The 14117-nt window shown below is 40.0% G+C and carries 15 protein-coding genes; 6 read left to right on the top strand and 9 right to left on the bottom strand.

The features are described 5' to 3' along the window. Nucleotides 1-9: 9 nt before the first annotated feature. The 9 genes from ubiE to EAL49_RS04750 all read right to left on the bottom strand — a co-directional run bounded on the left by ubiE (nucleotide 10) and on the right by EAL49_RS04750 (nucleotide 9623). A complete protein-coding gene (gene ubiE / locus EAL49_RS04790; RefSeq protein WP_120829298.1) occupies nucleotides 10-750 on the bottom strand; it encodes a bifunctional demethylmenaquinone methyltransferase/2-methoxy-6-polyprenyl-1,4-benzoquinol methylase UbiE in 741 nt (246 codons plus the stop codon). A gap of 26 nt (nucleotides 751-776) precedes the next feature. Then, nucleotides 777-1223 (bottom strand): protoporphyrinogen oxidase HemJ, encoded by a 447-nt coding sequence (gene hemJ, locus EAL49_RS04785; protein WP_000395127.1) that lies wholly within the window; start codon nucleotides 1221-1223, stop codon nucleotides 777-779. Between the two features lie 10 nt (nucleotides 1224-1233). Beyond that, nucleotides 1234-1806 (bottom strand): YigZ family protein, encoded by a 573-nt coding sequence (locus EAL49_RS04780; RefSeq protein WP_120829296.1) that lies wholly within the window; start codon nucleotides 1804-1806, stop codon nucleotides 1234-1236. Next, nucleotides 1793-2923 carry an ABC transporter permease gene (locus EAL49_RS04775; protein ID WP_120829294.1) on the bottom strand — a complete coding sequence of 377 codons (1131 nt, stop codon included), beginning with the start codon at nucleotides 2921-2923 and terminating at the stop codon, nucleotides 1793-1795. Before EAL49_RS04775 ends, EAL49_RS04780 begins: the two co-directional genes overlap by 14 nt. Then, a complete protein-coding gene (locus EAL49_RS04770) occupies nucleotides 2920-4017 on the bottom strand; it encodes an ABC transporter permease (protein WP_120829292.1) in 1098 nt (365 codons plus the stop codon). Before EAL49_RS04770 ends, EAL49_RS04775 begins: the two co-directional genes overlap by 4 nt. Nucleotides 4018-4028: 11 nt before the next feature. Next, a complete protein-coding gene (locus EAL49_RS04765; RefSeq protein ID WP_120829290.1) occupies nucleotides 4029-5018 on the bottom strand; it encodes an HlyD family secretion protein in 990 nt (329 codons plus the stop codon). Between the two features lie 11 nt (nucleotides 5019-5029). Next, on the bottom strand, nucleotides 5030-6562 hold the full coding sequence (locus tag EAL49_RS04760) for a TolC family protein (RefSeq protein ID WP_120829288.1): 1533 nt from the start codon (nucleotides 6560-6562) through the stop codon (nucleotides 5030-5032). 15 nt (nucleotides 6563-6577) lie between these two features. Beyond that, entirely contained in the window at nucleotides 6578-7915 is a 1338-nt protein-coding gene (locus EAL49_RS04755) for a hemolysin family protein (RefSeq protein ID WP_120829286.1), read from the bottom strand. A 106-nt stretch (nucleotides 7916-8021) separates the two neighbouring features. Further along, nucleotides 8022-9623: an inorganic phosphate transporter gene (locus tag EAL49_RS04750; protein ID WP_120829284.1), complete on the bottom strand. Its 1602-nt coding sequence runs from the start codon at nucleotides 9621-9623 to the stop codon at nucleotides 8022-8024. Nucleotides 9624-9761: 138 nt separating this feature from the next. Between EAL49_RS04750 and EAL49_RS04745 the strand changes: the two genes are divergently transcribed. The 6 genes from EAL49_RS04745 to pth are packed head-to-tail and all read left to right on the top strand — an operon-like array spanning nucleotide 9762 to nucleotide 14116. Beyond that, nucleotides 9762-10031, top strand: a complete 270-nt coding sequence (locus EAL49_RS04745; protein WP_050823502.1) for a NifU family protein — start codon at nucleotides 9762-9764, stop codon at nucleotides 10029-10031. An 11-nt stretch (nucleotides 10032-10042) separates the two neighbouring features. Beyond that, nucleotides 10043-10654 (top strand): histidine kinase, encoded by a 612-nt coding sequence (locus EAL49_RS04740; RefSeq protein ID WP_120829282.1) that lies wholly within the window; start codon nucleotides 10043-10045, stop codon nucleotides 10652-10654. A 3-nt stretch (nucleotides 10655-10657) separates the two neighbouring features. Next, a complete protein-coding gene (locus tag EAL49_RS04735) occupies nucleotides 10658-12001 on the top strand; it encodes a UDP-N-acetylmuramoyl-L-alanyl-D-glutamate--2,6-diaminopimelate ligase (RefSeq protein ID WP_120829280.1) in 1344 nt (447 codons plus the stop codon). Between the two features lie 3 nt (nucleotides 12002-12004). Beyond that, complete coding sequence (gene tal / locus EAL49_RS04730; protein WP_120829278.1) at nucleotides 12005-12955, top strand: transaldolase; 951 nt, start codon at nucleotides 12005-12007, stop codon at nucleotides 12953-12955. Nucleotides 12956-13009: 54 nt separating this feature from the next. Beyond that, entirely contained in the window at nucleotides 13010-13546 is a 537-nt protein-coding gene (locus EAL49_RS04725) for a 50S ribosomal protein L25/general stress protein Ctc (RefSeq protein WP_120829276.1), read from the top strand. 9 nt (nucleotides 13547-13555) lie between these two features. Next, entirely contained in the window at nucleotides 13556-14116 is a 561-nt protein-coding gene (pth, locus tag EAL49_RS04720; protein WP_120829273.1) for an aminoacyl-tRNA hydrolase, read from the top strand. Nucleotide 14117 lies beyond the last annotated feature (1 nt).

Below are 14117 nucleotides of genomic sequence, written 5' to 3'. Positions count from 1 at the left end.
AACATTCCTTTAGCTTTTTCTAACAAGCATGGTCGTTGAAATTTGAGCGATAGAATCTTCAGTCCTTAAAATCTCAAACCCTGCATTTTTCAATTCATGCTTCAAACCCTCCAAACTCAAAAACTCCTCAATGGATTGCGGTAAATAAGAATAAGCACCATAATTCTTACTGATAGCCCCTCCCACTAAAGGCAAAACCTTATTCGTGTAAAACCCTGAGATTTTATCTAACCATGTGGGGTTGTCTTTTTTTAAAAATTCTAAAATCACCAAAACGCCCCTGGGTTTTAACACCCTAAAAAACTCTTTTAAGGCCTCTTGTCTTTCCACGATATTACGCAAGCCATACGCAATGGAGAGAATATCCACGCTGTTATTTCCAACGCCTTTTAAATCTTTGGCTTGAGCCTGAATGAAAGAAGCCTTGTTTTCAAGCTTCTCCAATTTTTTAATGGCCAATTCAAGCATGTTATTAGAGGGGTCAATCCCCAAACATTCCTTAAACTCTATGCCGCAATTTATGGCGCTTTTTTGCCAAGCGACAAGCATATCCCCCGTCCCGCATGCCACATCCACAAGCCTTAACGCTTTCTTGTTTTCTAAAAACAAAAACGCATGCTCGCAAGCCCTTTCTCGCCATTTAATGTCTAAGCCAAAACTCATCAAGCGGTTGGCTTGATCGTAAGAGCCGGCTATATCATCAAACATGTTGATGATTTTTTCTTGCTTAAAGTGCTTTTCTTTCTTCATGATTTTTCTTTTTTCATGGCTTGTCTTTAAAAAGGCTTGACAACCACTAAAACCACAATGAGAATCATTAAAATCGTTGGCGCCTCATTAAACACACGATAAAACCTTGCGTTTCTTCTTGTAGGGTCTTTTTCCAGCTCGCGCATGCATTTTTTGCAATAAAAATGATAGGCTAAAAGTAAAACCACTAAAGCCAATTTAGCATGCAACCAGCCCCCACTTTTAAAGAGCGTAGGCTCTATCAACAACATTAAAATCCCTGTAATAAGCGTGAAACCCATAGCCGGTGAAGCGATAAAGGAATAAAGCTTTTTTTCTTGGATCTGAACCACGCCTACAAACTCCTTTTTATGCGCATTTTCGGCATGATAGACAAAAAGGCGCGGCAAATAAAATAACGCCGCCATCCACGAAATGACCGCTATCACATGGAAAGCCTTAACCCATAAAAAATACCCGCTCAAAAATTCCATACTACTTTCCCTAATTCATCTTATTTTGTTGTAAAAACGCTTGCAAATTTTCTCTTGCGCCGCTGATTTCCACTTCCACGCTTTGGTTTGAAAAATTCTTTTTGCTTAATTGTAAGCTAAATTTCTTAATTTCACGCTGAAGAGCGTCTAATTCTTTGTAAGAATAATGAACGATTAAAGTTTCCAACTCCACAAAATCCTTAAAAGCGTTTTCTCTTTTAGCGTTTTCTACGCACAATAACGCGCTAGTGGCATAAGCTTTCATCAAGCCCCCCACCCCTAAAAGCGTGCCTCCAAAATAACGCACGCTCACTAATCCTATATTGATTAAATCCTCTCGCCTCAAAACGCTAAGCATAGGCATCCCTGAACTCCCTTTAGGCTCGCCATCATCGCTAAAACCCTCCGTGATTTTGCCCCCTAAACAATAGCGAAACGCCGTTACAAAATGCGCGGCTTTAAAATGCTCTTTTTTCAATTGTAAAAGGGTTTTTTCAAAATCGCTAAAAGGCATAAGATACCCTAAAAAGCGAGACGCTTTAGTCTGATGCTTGGAAGCGATGAGATTTTTAAGCGTTTTCACAAGCTTTCTTTAAAGAGCTGAGTTTGAACACACTTGCAATAAAACTCGCGATAAAAATCGTAATAAGCGCATAAAAATGGATGGAAACATCTATAAATTCCGCATGCATTTGATTCAAGCGCCCTAACAAACTAATCGCATGATAAGCTGGCACTATTTGGACGAAAGCCTGTAAATAAGAGGGCAAGGATTCAAAAGGCCACACAAAACCCATCATAAAAATCAAGGGCAAAGAAGAAATTAAAACGATTTGAGTGGTGTGGGCTTCATTTTTGATCCATGCGCCTAAAAACGACCCCAAACTCAAGGTTGCAAGCATGAAGATGGAGCTATTCAAAAACACCATTAAAGTGCTCGCATGCCGTTCAATCCCATAAAAAGAAAACAGCACCCCAAAATACAACAAAACAAAAACACTAAACGCTCCCATAAACACCAAGAGTCTTGCACACAGCCTTAAAGCGATTTGCTTTTTGTCTAAAAGGGCTAATTCCAAACGCCTGGAGCTAGTAAACATGCTGCTTGCAATGAGCATCACCTGGTGTAAAATGAAAATAAACACGCTAGAGAGCGCGTAATTCAAATACCCCTCACTAGGGTTATACAAAGCGATAGGCCTGATTTTAATCCCGTCTGTCCCTAATTCAGCTTCTTCTATTTGGGCGTTGCGTTTGAACCTTATCTCATCATTTAAAGCGTTGATGCTCTCCACCACCGCATTCGCTAACGCGCCATAAATCAAAAAGTAATTGGAATTCGCATAAAAATCTATCGTTACAGGCACTTGCTTATGGATATTGGCTTCAAAATGCGAAGGGATATGCAAGATCCCATAAACTTTTTCTTCTTTTAAAAGCTTTTTGGCTTCTAACATAGAGGGGCTAAAAAAAGCGATTTCTAACTCGTTGGAGCTTTGCGCCATGAAGGCTAATTGCCTAGAAAGAAAGGAATTGTCTTCATCTACAAGGGCGATTTTTTGCTGCGTTACAATATCTCTTAAATAGGGCAAAGGGTATAATAAGCCATAGATTAAAGGAGCGCCTATAAGGATTAACAAAACGCCCTTATGAGAAACAATAGCCCTTAATTCCATTAAAAGGATTTTAAAAAAATTCATGCGCTAGCCTTGCCTTTTTTAAAAGAAAAATAAAAAATCAAAAGCCCTAAGGCTAAAAAGATTAAAAAGAACGCAAGCGGCATTAGAGAATTTAAAGATTCTGTAAAATCCGTCTTATAATAGGCCTCTTGTAAAAAGAACTTCATAAAATGGCTAATAGGCAAGCAATGGCTCCAAAAATCCCCAAAAATTTCCATGTTGTTTTGCGGGTAAGTAACCCCAGCAAACGCAAAACTTGGAGCGGTATAGACCCCAATCGCGCCAGCGGTTTCAACAACGCTTTTTGAAACGCCATAAACTAGCACTACAAACCCGCTCATAATAAGCGTCATTAAAACTACCGCCAAAAAGACCAACAACAAATGCGCATAATGCCCCTCCATGCCAATGAAATTAAAATAAAACGCCATGCCCATCCCCCAAAAGCTAAACACGCACACATTCGCTACGATACTGATTAAAAGCTCGCGCATGTTAGAGGTTTTTTGAATGAAATTGAGCATGCCAATCGCAATGAAAATAAGCCACATGCAAGGCAGTATCACGCTTAAAAGGTATTGCGTGTAATTGTTTTCTTCATTGTATAGGGCATGCAATTGCAAAACAATAGGCATTGCTTGAGCTTTAGCAGAAATCAAATTGGAATCTCGCACTAAAGCTTTGGTGGCTAAGGTTTTAGCGTCTAAAGTCAAAGCGGTTTGTAAGAAGGCGTTTTTGAGCGTTTTCCCCACTAAAACATACTCAGCGTTATAATAAAAGGGCAAATCCACCTTTCGCCCCATTTTGATTTTTTTCTCTAAATCTCTAGGCAAAACTAACGCCCCATACGCTTCAGCGGAGTTTAAAAAGCGTTTGGCTTCTAAAAGGCTAGCCACTTGGTATTTGATTTGAAGCGCGCTCGTTGCGCCTAATTCAAACGCTACTTGATGGCTTGTCGTGGTCTTATCCAAATCCACCACCACGATAGGGAGCTGTCTTGGGATTTCTTGTTTAAAGATTTGCGTGCCTAAAACCCCTAAACAAAAAGGCAATATAAAACACACGACAAACAAGAACTTGTCTTGTAAAACCCATGCGCTTATCAATCTGAACAAAACAATCCTTTCTAAGGTTTAATGGTAACTAACACGCTCATCCCTACCCTAAAATTTTCCAACTCTTCTAAGGGTATGGCCTCCACTTCATAGCTTTTCATATCATAAGTGTTGGAATTATTCGTCGCTTTCCAGGTCGCAAAATCCCCCATCACGCTCAAATATTTGACCCTGAATTTCGCGCTTCTTTTCAACGCTGGGATATAGCCTTCAAATTCCTTGCCCACCTTAAACTCGTTCAAATACTTTTCAGGCACGCTGATTTTTAACCAACTATCCTTTAAATCTATCATTAAAACCACAGGAAAGCCCTTAGGGCTAAGCTCGCCACCGCTTAAAAGCACATTACTCACTTCCCCATCAATTGGGGCTGTCGCTTTGACATCTTTTAAATAAGACTCCACTTCATTCACTTGCCCTAAAGCCGCGCTCTCTTTAGCCTTAGCGGCAATCTTGCTTTCAGAGCTCGCCCCCCCTAAAGCCATTTTATACTTTTGGTAAGCCGCGCTCTCGTTGTATTTGGTGCTTTCATAAGCCGCATAGGCTTCATCGCGCTTTTGCAAGCTCGCCACGCCGTTATCATACAAATCTTGAACGCGCTTATAAGTCTCTTTGGCTAAAGTGGCTTGAGATTTGGCTGCTTGCCAAACGTCTCTCGCAGAATTAATCGTTTCGTCTCTTGAGCCTCTTTTGACTTCATCGCTAAGCGCTTTAGCGGCTTTATGCCCGGCTTCAGCTTGAGCGAGCTTGGCTTCTAATTCAGGGCTAGAAATGCTAAAAACCAAATCGCCCTTTTTAATGTGATCGCCTTTTTTAACAAACACCTTTTCAATGCGGCCAGGGACTTTGGAGCTCACGCTGTATTCTCTGGCTTCCAAAAACCCTTGCAACACTTCAGCCTTAGGGCGATAAGCTAAATAAAAAAGCACGATTAGCCCTAATAATAAAGCCCCACCCCCTGTAAGAATCGCTTTATTTTTATCCCACATGCTATTTGACATGATTTTTTCCTTTAATAAACAAATTCATAAAATAAATCAATATGATCGCTTAACGCCATTAAATTCGCCAATGAAACAATGTATTTATAAGCCACGCTTTTTTGCTCCACGATGATAGAAGAAAGCGTGTTCCTCGCGTCAATGACTTGAGCGTTCGTGCTTAAGCCTTGTAAAAAAGCCTGCTCTTGGAGTTTTAAATTTTCCTTGGCTAATTCCACGCTAGAAAGCAAGCTTTTGTATTCTTTCAAATAAGAAAGCGTCTCTTTATAAGTCTTATTCACCAACAATTCCATGTTTTTTTTAGCCTGGATTTGCTCGCTACTAGCTTGCAACTCCGCTAATTTGCTCGCTTGGTATTTTTGGAAACGCCCTGTGGGGGAGAGTATGGGCATGCGCCCAGCCACGCCCACAAACCAGCTAGGGATCATGTCTTCAAACACCGAATTGTTTTGCTTCATGATATAGGAGCCAAAAAAACTCACTTGGGGCAAGAATTTAGCGATCTGTAGTTTCGTGTTTTCTTTAGAAATTTGAACCTGATTTTCTAAAGTCTTTAAAGCCGGGTAGGAATTGAGCGTGGAAGCAACAAAAAAGCTCAAATCGGGCAGATTTTTCTCGGTGTGGATCTCTAATTTGCTTGAAGGCGCTAAATCGTCCTTGCTAGATAAAATGGAATTGAACGAGAGCTGCGAAACTTCTAACACGTCTTTAGCCTTAACGCTAGCGATATGGGCCTTATCATAAGCCACTTGAGCACCTAAGGTTTCTACCCTAGCGATTTGCCCTACTTTTTGCATTTTTAAAGCGTTTTGGAAATGCTTATAATGGCCTTTTTCCACCTCTTCTAAAGTTTCAGCCACTTCTGCGTTTAACACCATGCCATAATACACGCTCACAAGCTCTTGAAAAGTGGAAAGCTTTTTCAAACGATACACTTCATTAGCGTCTTTTTGCATCAAATCCGCAATGCGCACCATCGTGAATCTTGCCCCACCCATATAAAGGGGATAAATAATGCTCAAAGCCCCAATCACCACATTTTGCTTAGAAAACAATAAGGGGGATTCTAAAGTGCTGCTCAAAGCCCCAAAACCTTGCATCACCCCTTGCATGCCCGCTTGGATTTGAGGGGTTAGGACTTGAGGGGGGATATTTTGCTGGATGTTTTGCAAGCCTTGATGGATCTGGTTGGTGGCTTTTTGCACGCCCGGTTGTTTTTGGCTGGCAAAATCCATTTTAATCGGGTTAGAGAGATACACGTAAAAAGCGCTCAAATCAATTTGAGGCAAAAAAGAGAGTTTAGCCGCTAATTTCATTTTACTCGCTCGCTTAATGGCGTATTCTTGCGCATGCAAGCCTTCATGGTTGGACAATACCCTAGCCCATGCGTTTTTTAAAGAGAGCTTTTGAGCGTCAGGATGGTTCAAAGGCGCACTGTCTTCAGCCAAATTCAAAGAAGAAGGCTCGGTTTTAGGAACTCCATCAACAGCGCTTAAAGAGCTATTGAATAATAAGCCCAATACAAAGAGAGTTGTTTTTTTCATGCTCATTCCTTTATCCTAATCCTTATTTTCTTTACTCGCTCTTAAGCGTTTTATCCTAGCCCCATCCACGCTTAAGACTTCAAAGGCATACCCATGTGAAATGATTATATCCCCCTCCATAGGCATGCGCTCTAACAAGCTAAAAACATAGCCCCCAAGCGTTACCTGCTCGCATTCTTTGTCAAATTCAATGTGAAGCACTTCTTCTACGCTCTCTAAATCCAGCATGCCCTCTAATTCAAACACGCCCTCTTCAAGCTTGTTCACGCCCTCTTGTTTTAAGTCGTATTCGTCGCTAATCTCGCCCATGATCTCTTCAATAATGTCTTCCATAGTGAGCAACCCGGCTGTGCCGCCGTATTCATCAATCACCAAAGCGGTATGGATTTGCTCTTTTTTCATTTTAATAAGGATTTGAGAAATGGAAGCGCTCTCAGGGACGATGATCATTTTCCTAACGATTTGATTGAAATCATGCATTTTGGGGGTAAAAATAGAGCGAGAGAGCAAATCCCTAATATGCACCATGCCGATAATGTTATCCTTAGAACCCTTACAATAAGGGTAGCGCGTGAAATGGCCTTTTAAAACAATGTCTATATTTTCTTCATAGCTGTTTTCTTCGTCCAAACACACCATGTCTTTTCGTGGGGTCATGATTTCTTTAGCGCTCGTGTCAGAAAAATCCACCGCATTTTTAATGATTTCGCCCTCCACCGAATCAATAATGCCCTCTCTCAAACTCTCGCCCACAATGATTTTTAACTCTTCTTCAGAATGCGTGCCGTCATATTCTTTAGGATTGATGCCCACTTTTTTTAAAAAGAAATGAGCGATCACATCAAACAAGCGCACCACCGGGTAAAACACGACCCAAAACACATGCAAAGGGCGCGCGGCAAAAAGAGCGGCTTTTTCAGATTTAGCGATCGCTAAAGATTTAGGCACAATCTCGCCCAACACGACATGCAAAAAAGTGATGCTTAAAAACGCTATGACCACGCTCATTGAATGGATAAAAATAGGATTTTCTCTCAAATCCATAGACTCAAACAGCGCGGCTAACAATTTTGCGATAGCGGGCTCACCCACCCAGCCTAAAGCTAATGAAGAAAGGGTGATGCCTAACTGCGTGGCACTCAAATAAGTGTCTAGTCTTTGACTCATCTTTAAAGCGAGTTTAGCGTTGGAATTACCGATTTTAACCAGCTCTTCTAAGCGGGTTTTACGCACTTTCACAAGGGCAAACTCTGAAAGCACAAAAAAAGCGTTCAACAGCACCAATAAAAAAGCAACCATCAACATCAAAATCGATTCAGACGGATCCAAATAAGCTCCTTGATTCCTCCCCATGATTTAAACCTAAAACCTAACGATAAAGATAAAATATAAATATAAAATCTCAGAATTTTAACATAAAAGATTAAGCCTAACTTTAAAAATCAAGCCTTCAAAAACCCTAGAAATACTTTTCTATAAAACCAAGAGCCACAAAAAGAAGCGCGCCTAAAAGCGCAGAAACCGGCACGGTTACAAGCCAAGCGGTAACAATCTTTTTTAAAATGGAGCGTTTGATCACTTCTTCTTTATACACTTTTTTAAGCGACTTTTTTTCTTTCTTTTTCAATTCCAAAGCGATGGCGGTGTTCTTGCTTTTTTTCAAGCTCTCTAGCATGAGCGATTTTTCTTTCAAATTGGCTTTATCAAAGCGCTCTAAAAAGCCCTCAATCTCTTCTAAATCTTCCCCAAAGTGCGCCGCTACAATATTGTCTCTGATCCTAGCAAAACGCCTTCTGGATTGCTCCCTTAAGCGCTCCCTTAAAAAGCCCACCCCAAACACCGCGCCCACCACAATATGCGTAGAGCTTACGGGCAAGCCTAATTGAGAGGCTAAAAGCACGGTGATGACTGCAGAAAGCGCGATGCAAAAAGCTTGCATTTTGTCTAATTCTGTGATTTCAGACCCCACCGTTTTAATGAGCTTTGGCCCATACAAACTCAAGCCTAAAGCGATCCCAGCTGCCCCTACTACCATAATCCACAAAGGCACAGAGCTTAAAGTATTCCCCATAGGGCTATTTGCATCTTCTAAAGTTTGGCTGATCGCTGCTAAGGGGCCAATCGCATTCGCCACATCATTAGCCCCATGCGCAAAGCTTAAAAGCGCAGCGGCAAAAATCAAAGGGACATTAAAAAGTTCGTTAATGCTTTCATGGCTATTTTCTAATTCTGGGGCTTTTTTCAATACAAATCTTTTAAAAAGAATAAAGATTAAAAGTGCAAGGATACAGCCGCAAGCTAGCTGGATTTCAAAACCCACTGTGTAGAGGCGCTTTAGAACTTTAACGATCAAATACCAGCTAAACGATAAGCTCATCAACGCCACCAAGTAAGGCACGACCTTTAAAGCCGCGCTCTTTTTATCTTCTTTATAAGCGATAGTCTTTTTAATGAGCATTAAAAAAAACATGGCTATTAAAGCCCCCATTAAAGGCGAAACCACCCAACTCGCTACAATACCTGATAAAAAATGCCAATTGATTGCAGACATTCCAGCGGCTGCCATTCCAGCCCCCATAATCCCCCCCACCACAGAGTGTGAAGTAGAAACAGGCGCGCCGATTAAAGTGGCCACATGCAACCACAACGCCCCACTCAAAAGGCTTGCTAGCATGACATTAATGAAAATGTGTGCATCATTAATAGATTCAGGCGAAACGATGCGGCCCTTAATCGTAGAAACCACTTCCCCCCCAGCAATAATCGCCCCAAGCATTTCACAAATCCCGGCAATCAAAATCGCCCCGCCCATGCTAATGGCTTTAGAGCCTACGGCAGGGCCGACATTATTAGACACATCATTCGCGCCAATATTCATCGCCATATACCCCCCAATCACCGCCGCAAAGATGAGTAACAATCCCTTAGAATTAGCCTGACCAAAAATAAGAGCGAGCAAAGCAGCACCAATGAGAAACAAAAGAGCGAGAGCGATCTTTAAAGTGTCTTTTTGGAGTTTTTTAGAAGCTTTTTCAAACTCCTTGATGTTTTTAATTTCCATATCGTCATAAAAACCTTATTCTAATAGTGGTTTTATTCTATCCAATTAGCCCTTGAGCCACTCTTAAAAAGCGTTGTTTGATAAAAATGGCTCATTATATGGTATCTTAAAGTAAAATTTTAAAGAGAGTTTTAAAAAATGATAGAATTTAGCGATGAAGATTTACAAAAACCGGTGCGTATTGTGATAGAAAAAATCCGCCCTTACTTGCTCAAAGATGGCGGTAATATTGAAGTGCTAGGGGTAAAAAGCATGAAAATTTATGTGGTTTTAGAGGGAGCGTGCAAGACTTGCTCTAGCAGTAAAATCACTTTAAAAAATGTCATTGAAAGGCAGCTTAAAATGGATATTCACCCCAATTTAGAAGTGGTGTGCTTAGAAAACGCTAAGGAGTTTCACGAGCTTTAAGGATTATAGGCATGCAAAAGTTTGATTATGAATTTAAAAAGTGCGTATTGATTAAAGATGGCTTTTTAGCGTTCAAACAAGCCCGTTACGCTGAAGCGTTACGCCTTTTTTCTGAAGTGTTGTTTTTGGATAAAGACAACCAAAAAGCCAAAATAGGGGCGTTATTAAGCGATATAGCTAAAGATTTCCCTAAAGAAGCCCATAGCTTTTATGAATTGTATCAAAGCTTGATCGCTATGCAAAAACGAAGTTTAAAAAACCAGGCTGAAGAGCAAATCATCAATTTAATCGCTTCTTTTGATGAGGGGCTAAACCAAATGGCTGAAAAGATCGATGCGCAAATTTCTCAAAAAAGCGAAGAATTGAACGGCATTTTGTATGCGGATTTCAAACGCTTGAGCTTGGAGCGCGGCTTTAAGGAAGCGTTTGAAGATTTGATGTTCAGCTCTAGGGTGATTTTTGACAATAAAGAGGATTTTTATGAATTTTTGAAAGAATTGAACCATTATGGCTATTATGAATTAGCGATCAATTACATTGAAAACATGCATGAAGATTCTTTTATTTACGATAAATTTTTGCGTTCTCTTTTAGAAGACGCTCTCAAATCCAACAAGGCTTAAAGAATGAAGCTTAAAAAAACCCTGACTTATCAAAACCACACCTATTCTTTTTTAAGCGATAACACTTATGAAGTTTTAGAAAACCCTAAAGAAATCCTTTTTGTCAAAACGCCTTTAAATGAAAAATACTCTCCTTTAATCGCAGAAAAAAACCTGGCTGTTTTAGATTTTAACGAGCTTAAAAACTATTTTGATTTTAAAATGAAAATTGTAGGGATTACTGGCACTAATGGTAAAACGACCACAGCGAGTCTGATGTATTCCTTACTCTTAGATTTGAATAAAAAGACCGCTCTTTTAGGCACAAGAGGGTTTTTTATCAACGACAAACGAATCAAAGAAAAGGGCTTGACCACGCCCACTCTTTTAGAGCTTTATAGCGATTTAGAAGAAGCAATGCGTTTAGAATGCGAATACTTTATTATGGAAGTGAGCTCCCATGCGATTGTCCAAAAGCGCATCGCTGGGCTTGATTTTGCCCTTAAAATCCTAACTAATATCACAAGCGATCATTTAGATTTCCACAAAAGCATAGAAAATTACAGAGACGCTAAAAACAGCTTTTTTAAAGATGAAGGCTTGAAAGCGATTAACAGAGATGAAACAAACGCCCTTTTTAACCCCATTAACGCGCACACTTACGCGCTGGATAAAAAAGCGCATTTAAACGTTCAAGCCTTTTCGCTCAACCCCTTTATTAGCGCGTCTTTATGCTACCAACAAGATTTAAGAGATTCTAACAATAAAGAGACAGCTCTAATCCATTCCCCCCTTTTAGGGCGTTACAACCTTTATAATATTTTAGCGGGCGTTTTGGGGGTCAAATTACTCACTCAATTACCTTTAGAAGCGATTGCGCCGTTATTAGAAAACTTTTATGGGGTGAAAGGGCGTTTGGAAGTGGTGCATTCCAAACCTTTAGTGATCGTGGATTTTGCCCACACCACAGACGGCATGCAACAAGTCTTTGAAAGCTTTAAAAACCAAAAAATCACCGCTCTTTTTGGAGCAGGGGGCGATAGGGATAAAACCAAGCGCCCTAAAATGGGAGAGGTAGCGAGTTGTTACGCGCATAAAATCATCTTAACTTCAGACAATCCTAGAAGCGAGAACGAAGAAGACATTATTAAGGATATTTTAAAAGGCATCAGCGATTCTTCTAAAGTCATTATAGAAAAAGACCGAAAAAAAGCCATTTTAAACGCTTTAGAAAATTTAAAAGACGATGAGGTGTTGTTGATTTTAGGCAAGGGTGATGAAAACACTCAGGTTTTCAAAGACAAAACGATTTTTTTTAGCGACCAAGAAGTCGTTAAAAGCTATTACCAACATTTAAGACAAGGATAAAACATGCAAGAATTCAGTTTGTGGTGCGATTTTATAGAAAGGGATTTTTTAGAAAACGACTTTTTAAAGCTCATCAATAAGGGGGCTATTTGCGGGGCGACGAGTAACCCTAGTTTGTTTTGCGAAGCGATCACCAAAAGTGCATTTTATCAAGATGAAATCGCTAAACTCAAAGGCAAAAAAGCTAAAGAAATTTATGAAACTCTGGCGCTAAAGGATATTTTACAAGCCTCTAGCGCGTTAATGCCTTTATATGAAAAAGACCCTAGCAACGGCTACATTAGCCTAGAAATTGACCCTTTTTTAGAAGATGATGCCACTAAAAGCATTGATGAAGCCAAGCGGCTATTTAAAACATTAAACCGCCCCAATGTGATGATTAAAGTCCCGGCGAGTGAGAGCGCTCTTGAAGTCATTAGCACTTTGACTAAAGCTTCTATTCCTGTTAATGTAACTTTAGTCTTTTCGCCTAAAATTGCCGGTGAAATCGCTCAAATCTTAGCCAAAGAAGCGCAAAAAAGAGCGGTCATTAGCGTGTTTGTCTCACGATTTGACAAAGAAATAGACCCTTTAGCGCCAAAAAATTTGCAAGCTCAAAGCGGGATTATCAACGCTACCGAGTGCTATTATCAAATCCATCAGCATGCGAATAAGCTAACAAGCACCCTTTTTGCCTCCACGGGCGTTAAATCCAATTCTTTAGCTAAAGATTACTACATTAAAGCGCTGTGTTTTAAAAACTCTATCAATACAGCCCCATTAGAGGCTTTAAACGCTTATTTGCTTGACCCAAACACCGAGTATCAAACCCCTTTAAAGGTTACAGAAATTGAAGCGTTCAAAAAAGAATTAAAAACGCACAACATTGATTTAGAAAACACCGCTCAAAAACTCCTTAAAGAAGGCTTGATAGCGTTCAAACAATCCTTTGAAAAGCTTTTAAGCAGTTTTTGATTTTTAAGGGTTTTTTGGATAAAATAAGCCCTTATTTTATTTTAAAGGATTGACATGTTAGAAGGCGTTATTAGAGAGAGTATTACTAAAGCTAACGCTAAAGCTTTAAAAAAAGATGGCTATCTAATCGCAAATATTTATGGAAAGGGTGTTGAAAACGTGAATGGCGCGTTCAAATTAAACCCTTTCATTAAATACCTTAAGGAAAAAAAGCATTTGATTTTCCCGGTGAAATTAGGGGATAAGACTTTTGAAGTCGTGGTTCAAGAATACCAAAAAAACCCTGTTACTAACGAGCTTATCCATGTGGATTTACTCGCTGTTACTAAGGGCGTGAAGTCTAAGTTTAAAGTCCCCGTTAAACACCAAGGCACTCCAGTGGGCTTGAAAAATAAAGGGATTTTGATGCTCTCTAAAAAGCGTATCAGCGTGGAATGCACTCCAGAGCATTTGCCCGATCACTATTTAGTGGATGTGGCCCCTTTAGACGTGAATGAGTCTATTTTGGTGCGCGATTTAGAAAAACACGAGAATGTTAAGATTTTAGATCATGATTCTATCGCTGTGATCGGTGTGATTAAGGCGAAGTGATTTCAGGCTATGACGCTTTTAGTAGGTTTAGGCAACCCTACTTTGCGTTACGCTCACACCAGACACAACGCTGGTTTTGATATTTTAGATTCGCTCGTTAGCGAGTTGGATCTTTCTTTCACTTTTTCTTCCAAACACAACGCTTGTTTATGCGTTTATAAGGATTTTATCTTACTCAAGCCCCAAACTTACATGAATTTAAGCGGCGAGAGCGTTTTAAGCGCTAAAAATTTTTACAAAATTAAAGAGCTTTTAATTGTCCATGACGACTTGGATCTACCTTTAGGCGTTGTGAGGTTTAAAAAGGGTGGGGGGAATGGGGGGCATAATGGCTTAAAGTCCATTGATTTATTGTGTTCGAATTCTTATTATCGCTTGAGGGTGGGGATTTCTAAAGGGATTGGCGTGATTGAGCATGTGCTTTCAAAATTCCACAAAAACGAAGAGCCTTTAAAAAACGCTGCGTTTGAACATGCCAAAAACGCCCTAAAATTTTTTATAGAAAGCCATGATTTTAACGCCATGCAAAATCGTTTCACGCTTAAAAAACCTTTAAAAATAGAAAGTTAGG

Origin of the sequence: Helicobacter pylori (genome assembly GCF_003637665.1) — a bacterium.
Taxonomy (GTDB): Bacteria; Campylobacterota; Campylobacteria; order Campylobacterales; family Helicobacteraceae; genus Helicobacter; species Helicobacter pylori_CK.
Note: the sequence above shows the minus strand (reverse complement) of the source record. Positions and strands in the feature narration are given on the sequence as shown.

Excerpts from the sequence above, each read along its gene's own strand:
- ubiE (WP_120829298.1), bottom strand. The coding sequence starts at position 750 with ATGAAGAAAGAAAAGCACTTTAAGCAAGAAAAAATCATCAACATGTTT.
- hemJ (WP_000395127.1), bottom strand. The coding sequence starts at position 1,223 with ATGGAATTTTTGAGCGGGTATTTTTTATGGGTTAAGGCTTTCCATGTG.
- EAL49_RS04775 (WP_120829294.1), bottom strand. The coding sequence starts at position 2,923 with ATGAATTTTTTTAAAATCCTTTTAATGGAATTAAGGGCTATTGTTTCT.
- EAL49_RS04765 (WP_120829290.1), bottom strand. The coding sequence starts at position 5,018 with ATGTCAAATAGCATGTGGGATAAAAATAAAGCGATTCTTACAGGGGGT.
- EAL49_RS04760 (WP_120829288.1), bottom strand. The coding sequence starts at position 6,562 with ATGAAAAAAACAACTCTCTTTGTATTGGGCTTATTATTCAATAGCTCT.
- EAL49_RS04755 (WP_120829286.1), bottom strand. The coding sequence starts at position 7,915 with ATGGGGAGGAATCAAGGAGCTTATTTGGATCCGTCTGAATCGATTTTG.
- EAL49_RS04750 (WP_120829284.1), bottom strand. The coding sequence starts at position 9,623 with ATGGAAATTAAAAACATCAAGGAGTTTGAAAAAGCTTCTAAAAAACTC.
- EAL49_RS04745 (WP_050823502.1), top strand. The coding sequence starts at position 9,762 with ATGATAGAATTTAGCGATGAAGATTTACAAAAACCGGTGCGTATTGTG.
- EAL49_RS04740 (WP_120829282.1), top strand. The coding sequence starts at position 10,043 with ATGCAAAAGTTTGATTATGAATTTAAAAAGTGCGTATTGATTAAAGAT.
- EAL49_RS04735 (WP_120829280.1), top strand. The coding sequence starts at position 10,658 with ATGAAGCTTAAAAAAACCCTGACTTATCAAAACCACACCTATTCTTTT.
- tal (WP_120829278.1), top strand. The coding sequence starts at position 12,005 with ATGCAAGAATTCAGTTTGTGGTGCGATTTTATAGAAAGGGATTTTTTA.
- EAL49_RS04725 (WP_120829276.1), top strand. The coding sequence starts at position 13,010 with ATGTTAGAAGGCGTTATTAGAGAGAGTATTACTAAAGCTAACGCTAAA.
- pth (WP_120829273.1), top strand. The coding sequence starts at position 13,556 with ATGACGCTTTTAGTAGGTTTAGGCAACCCTACTTTGCGTTACGCTCAC.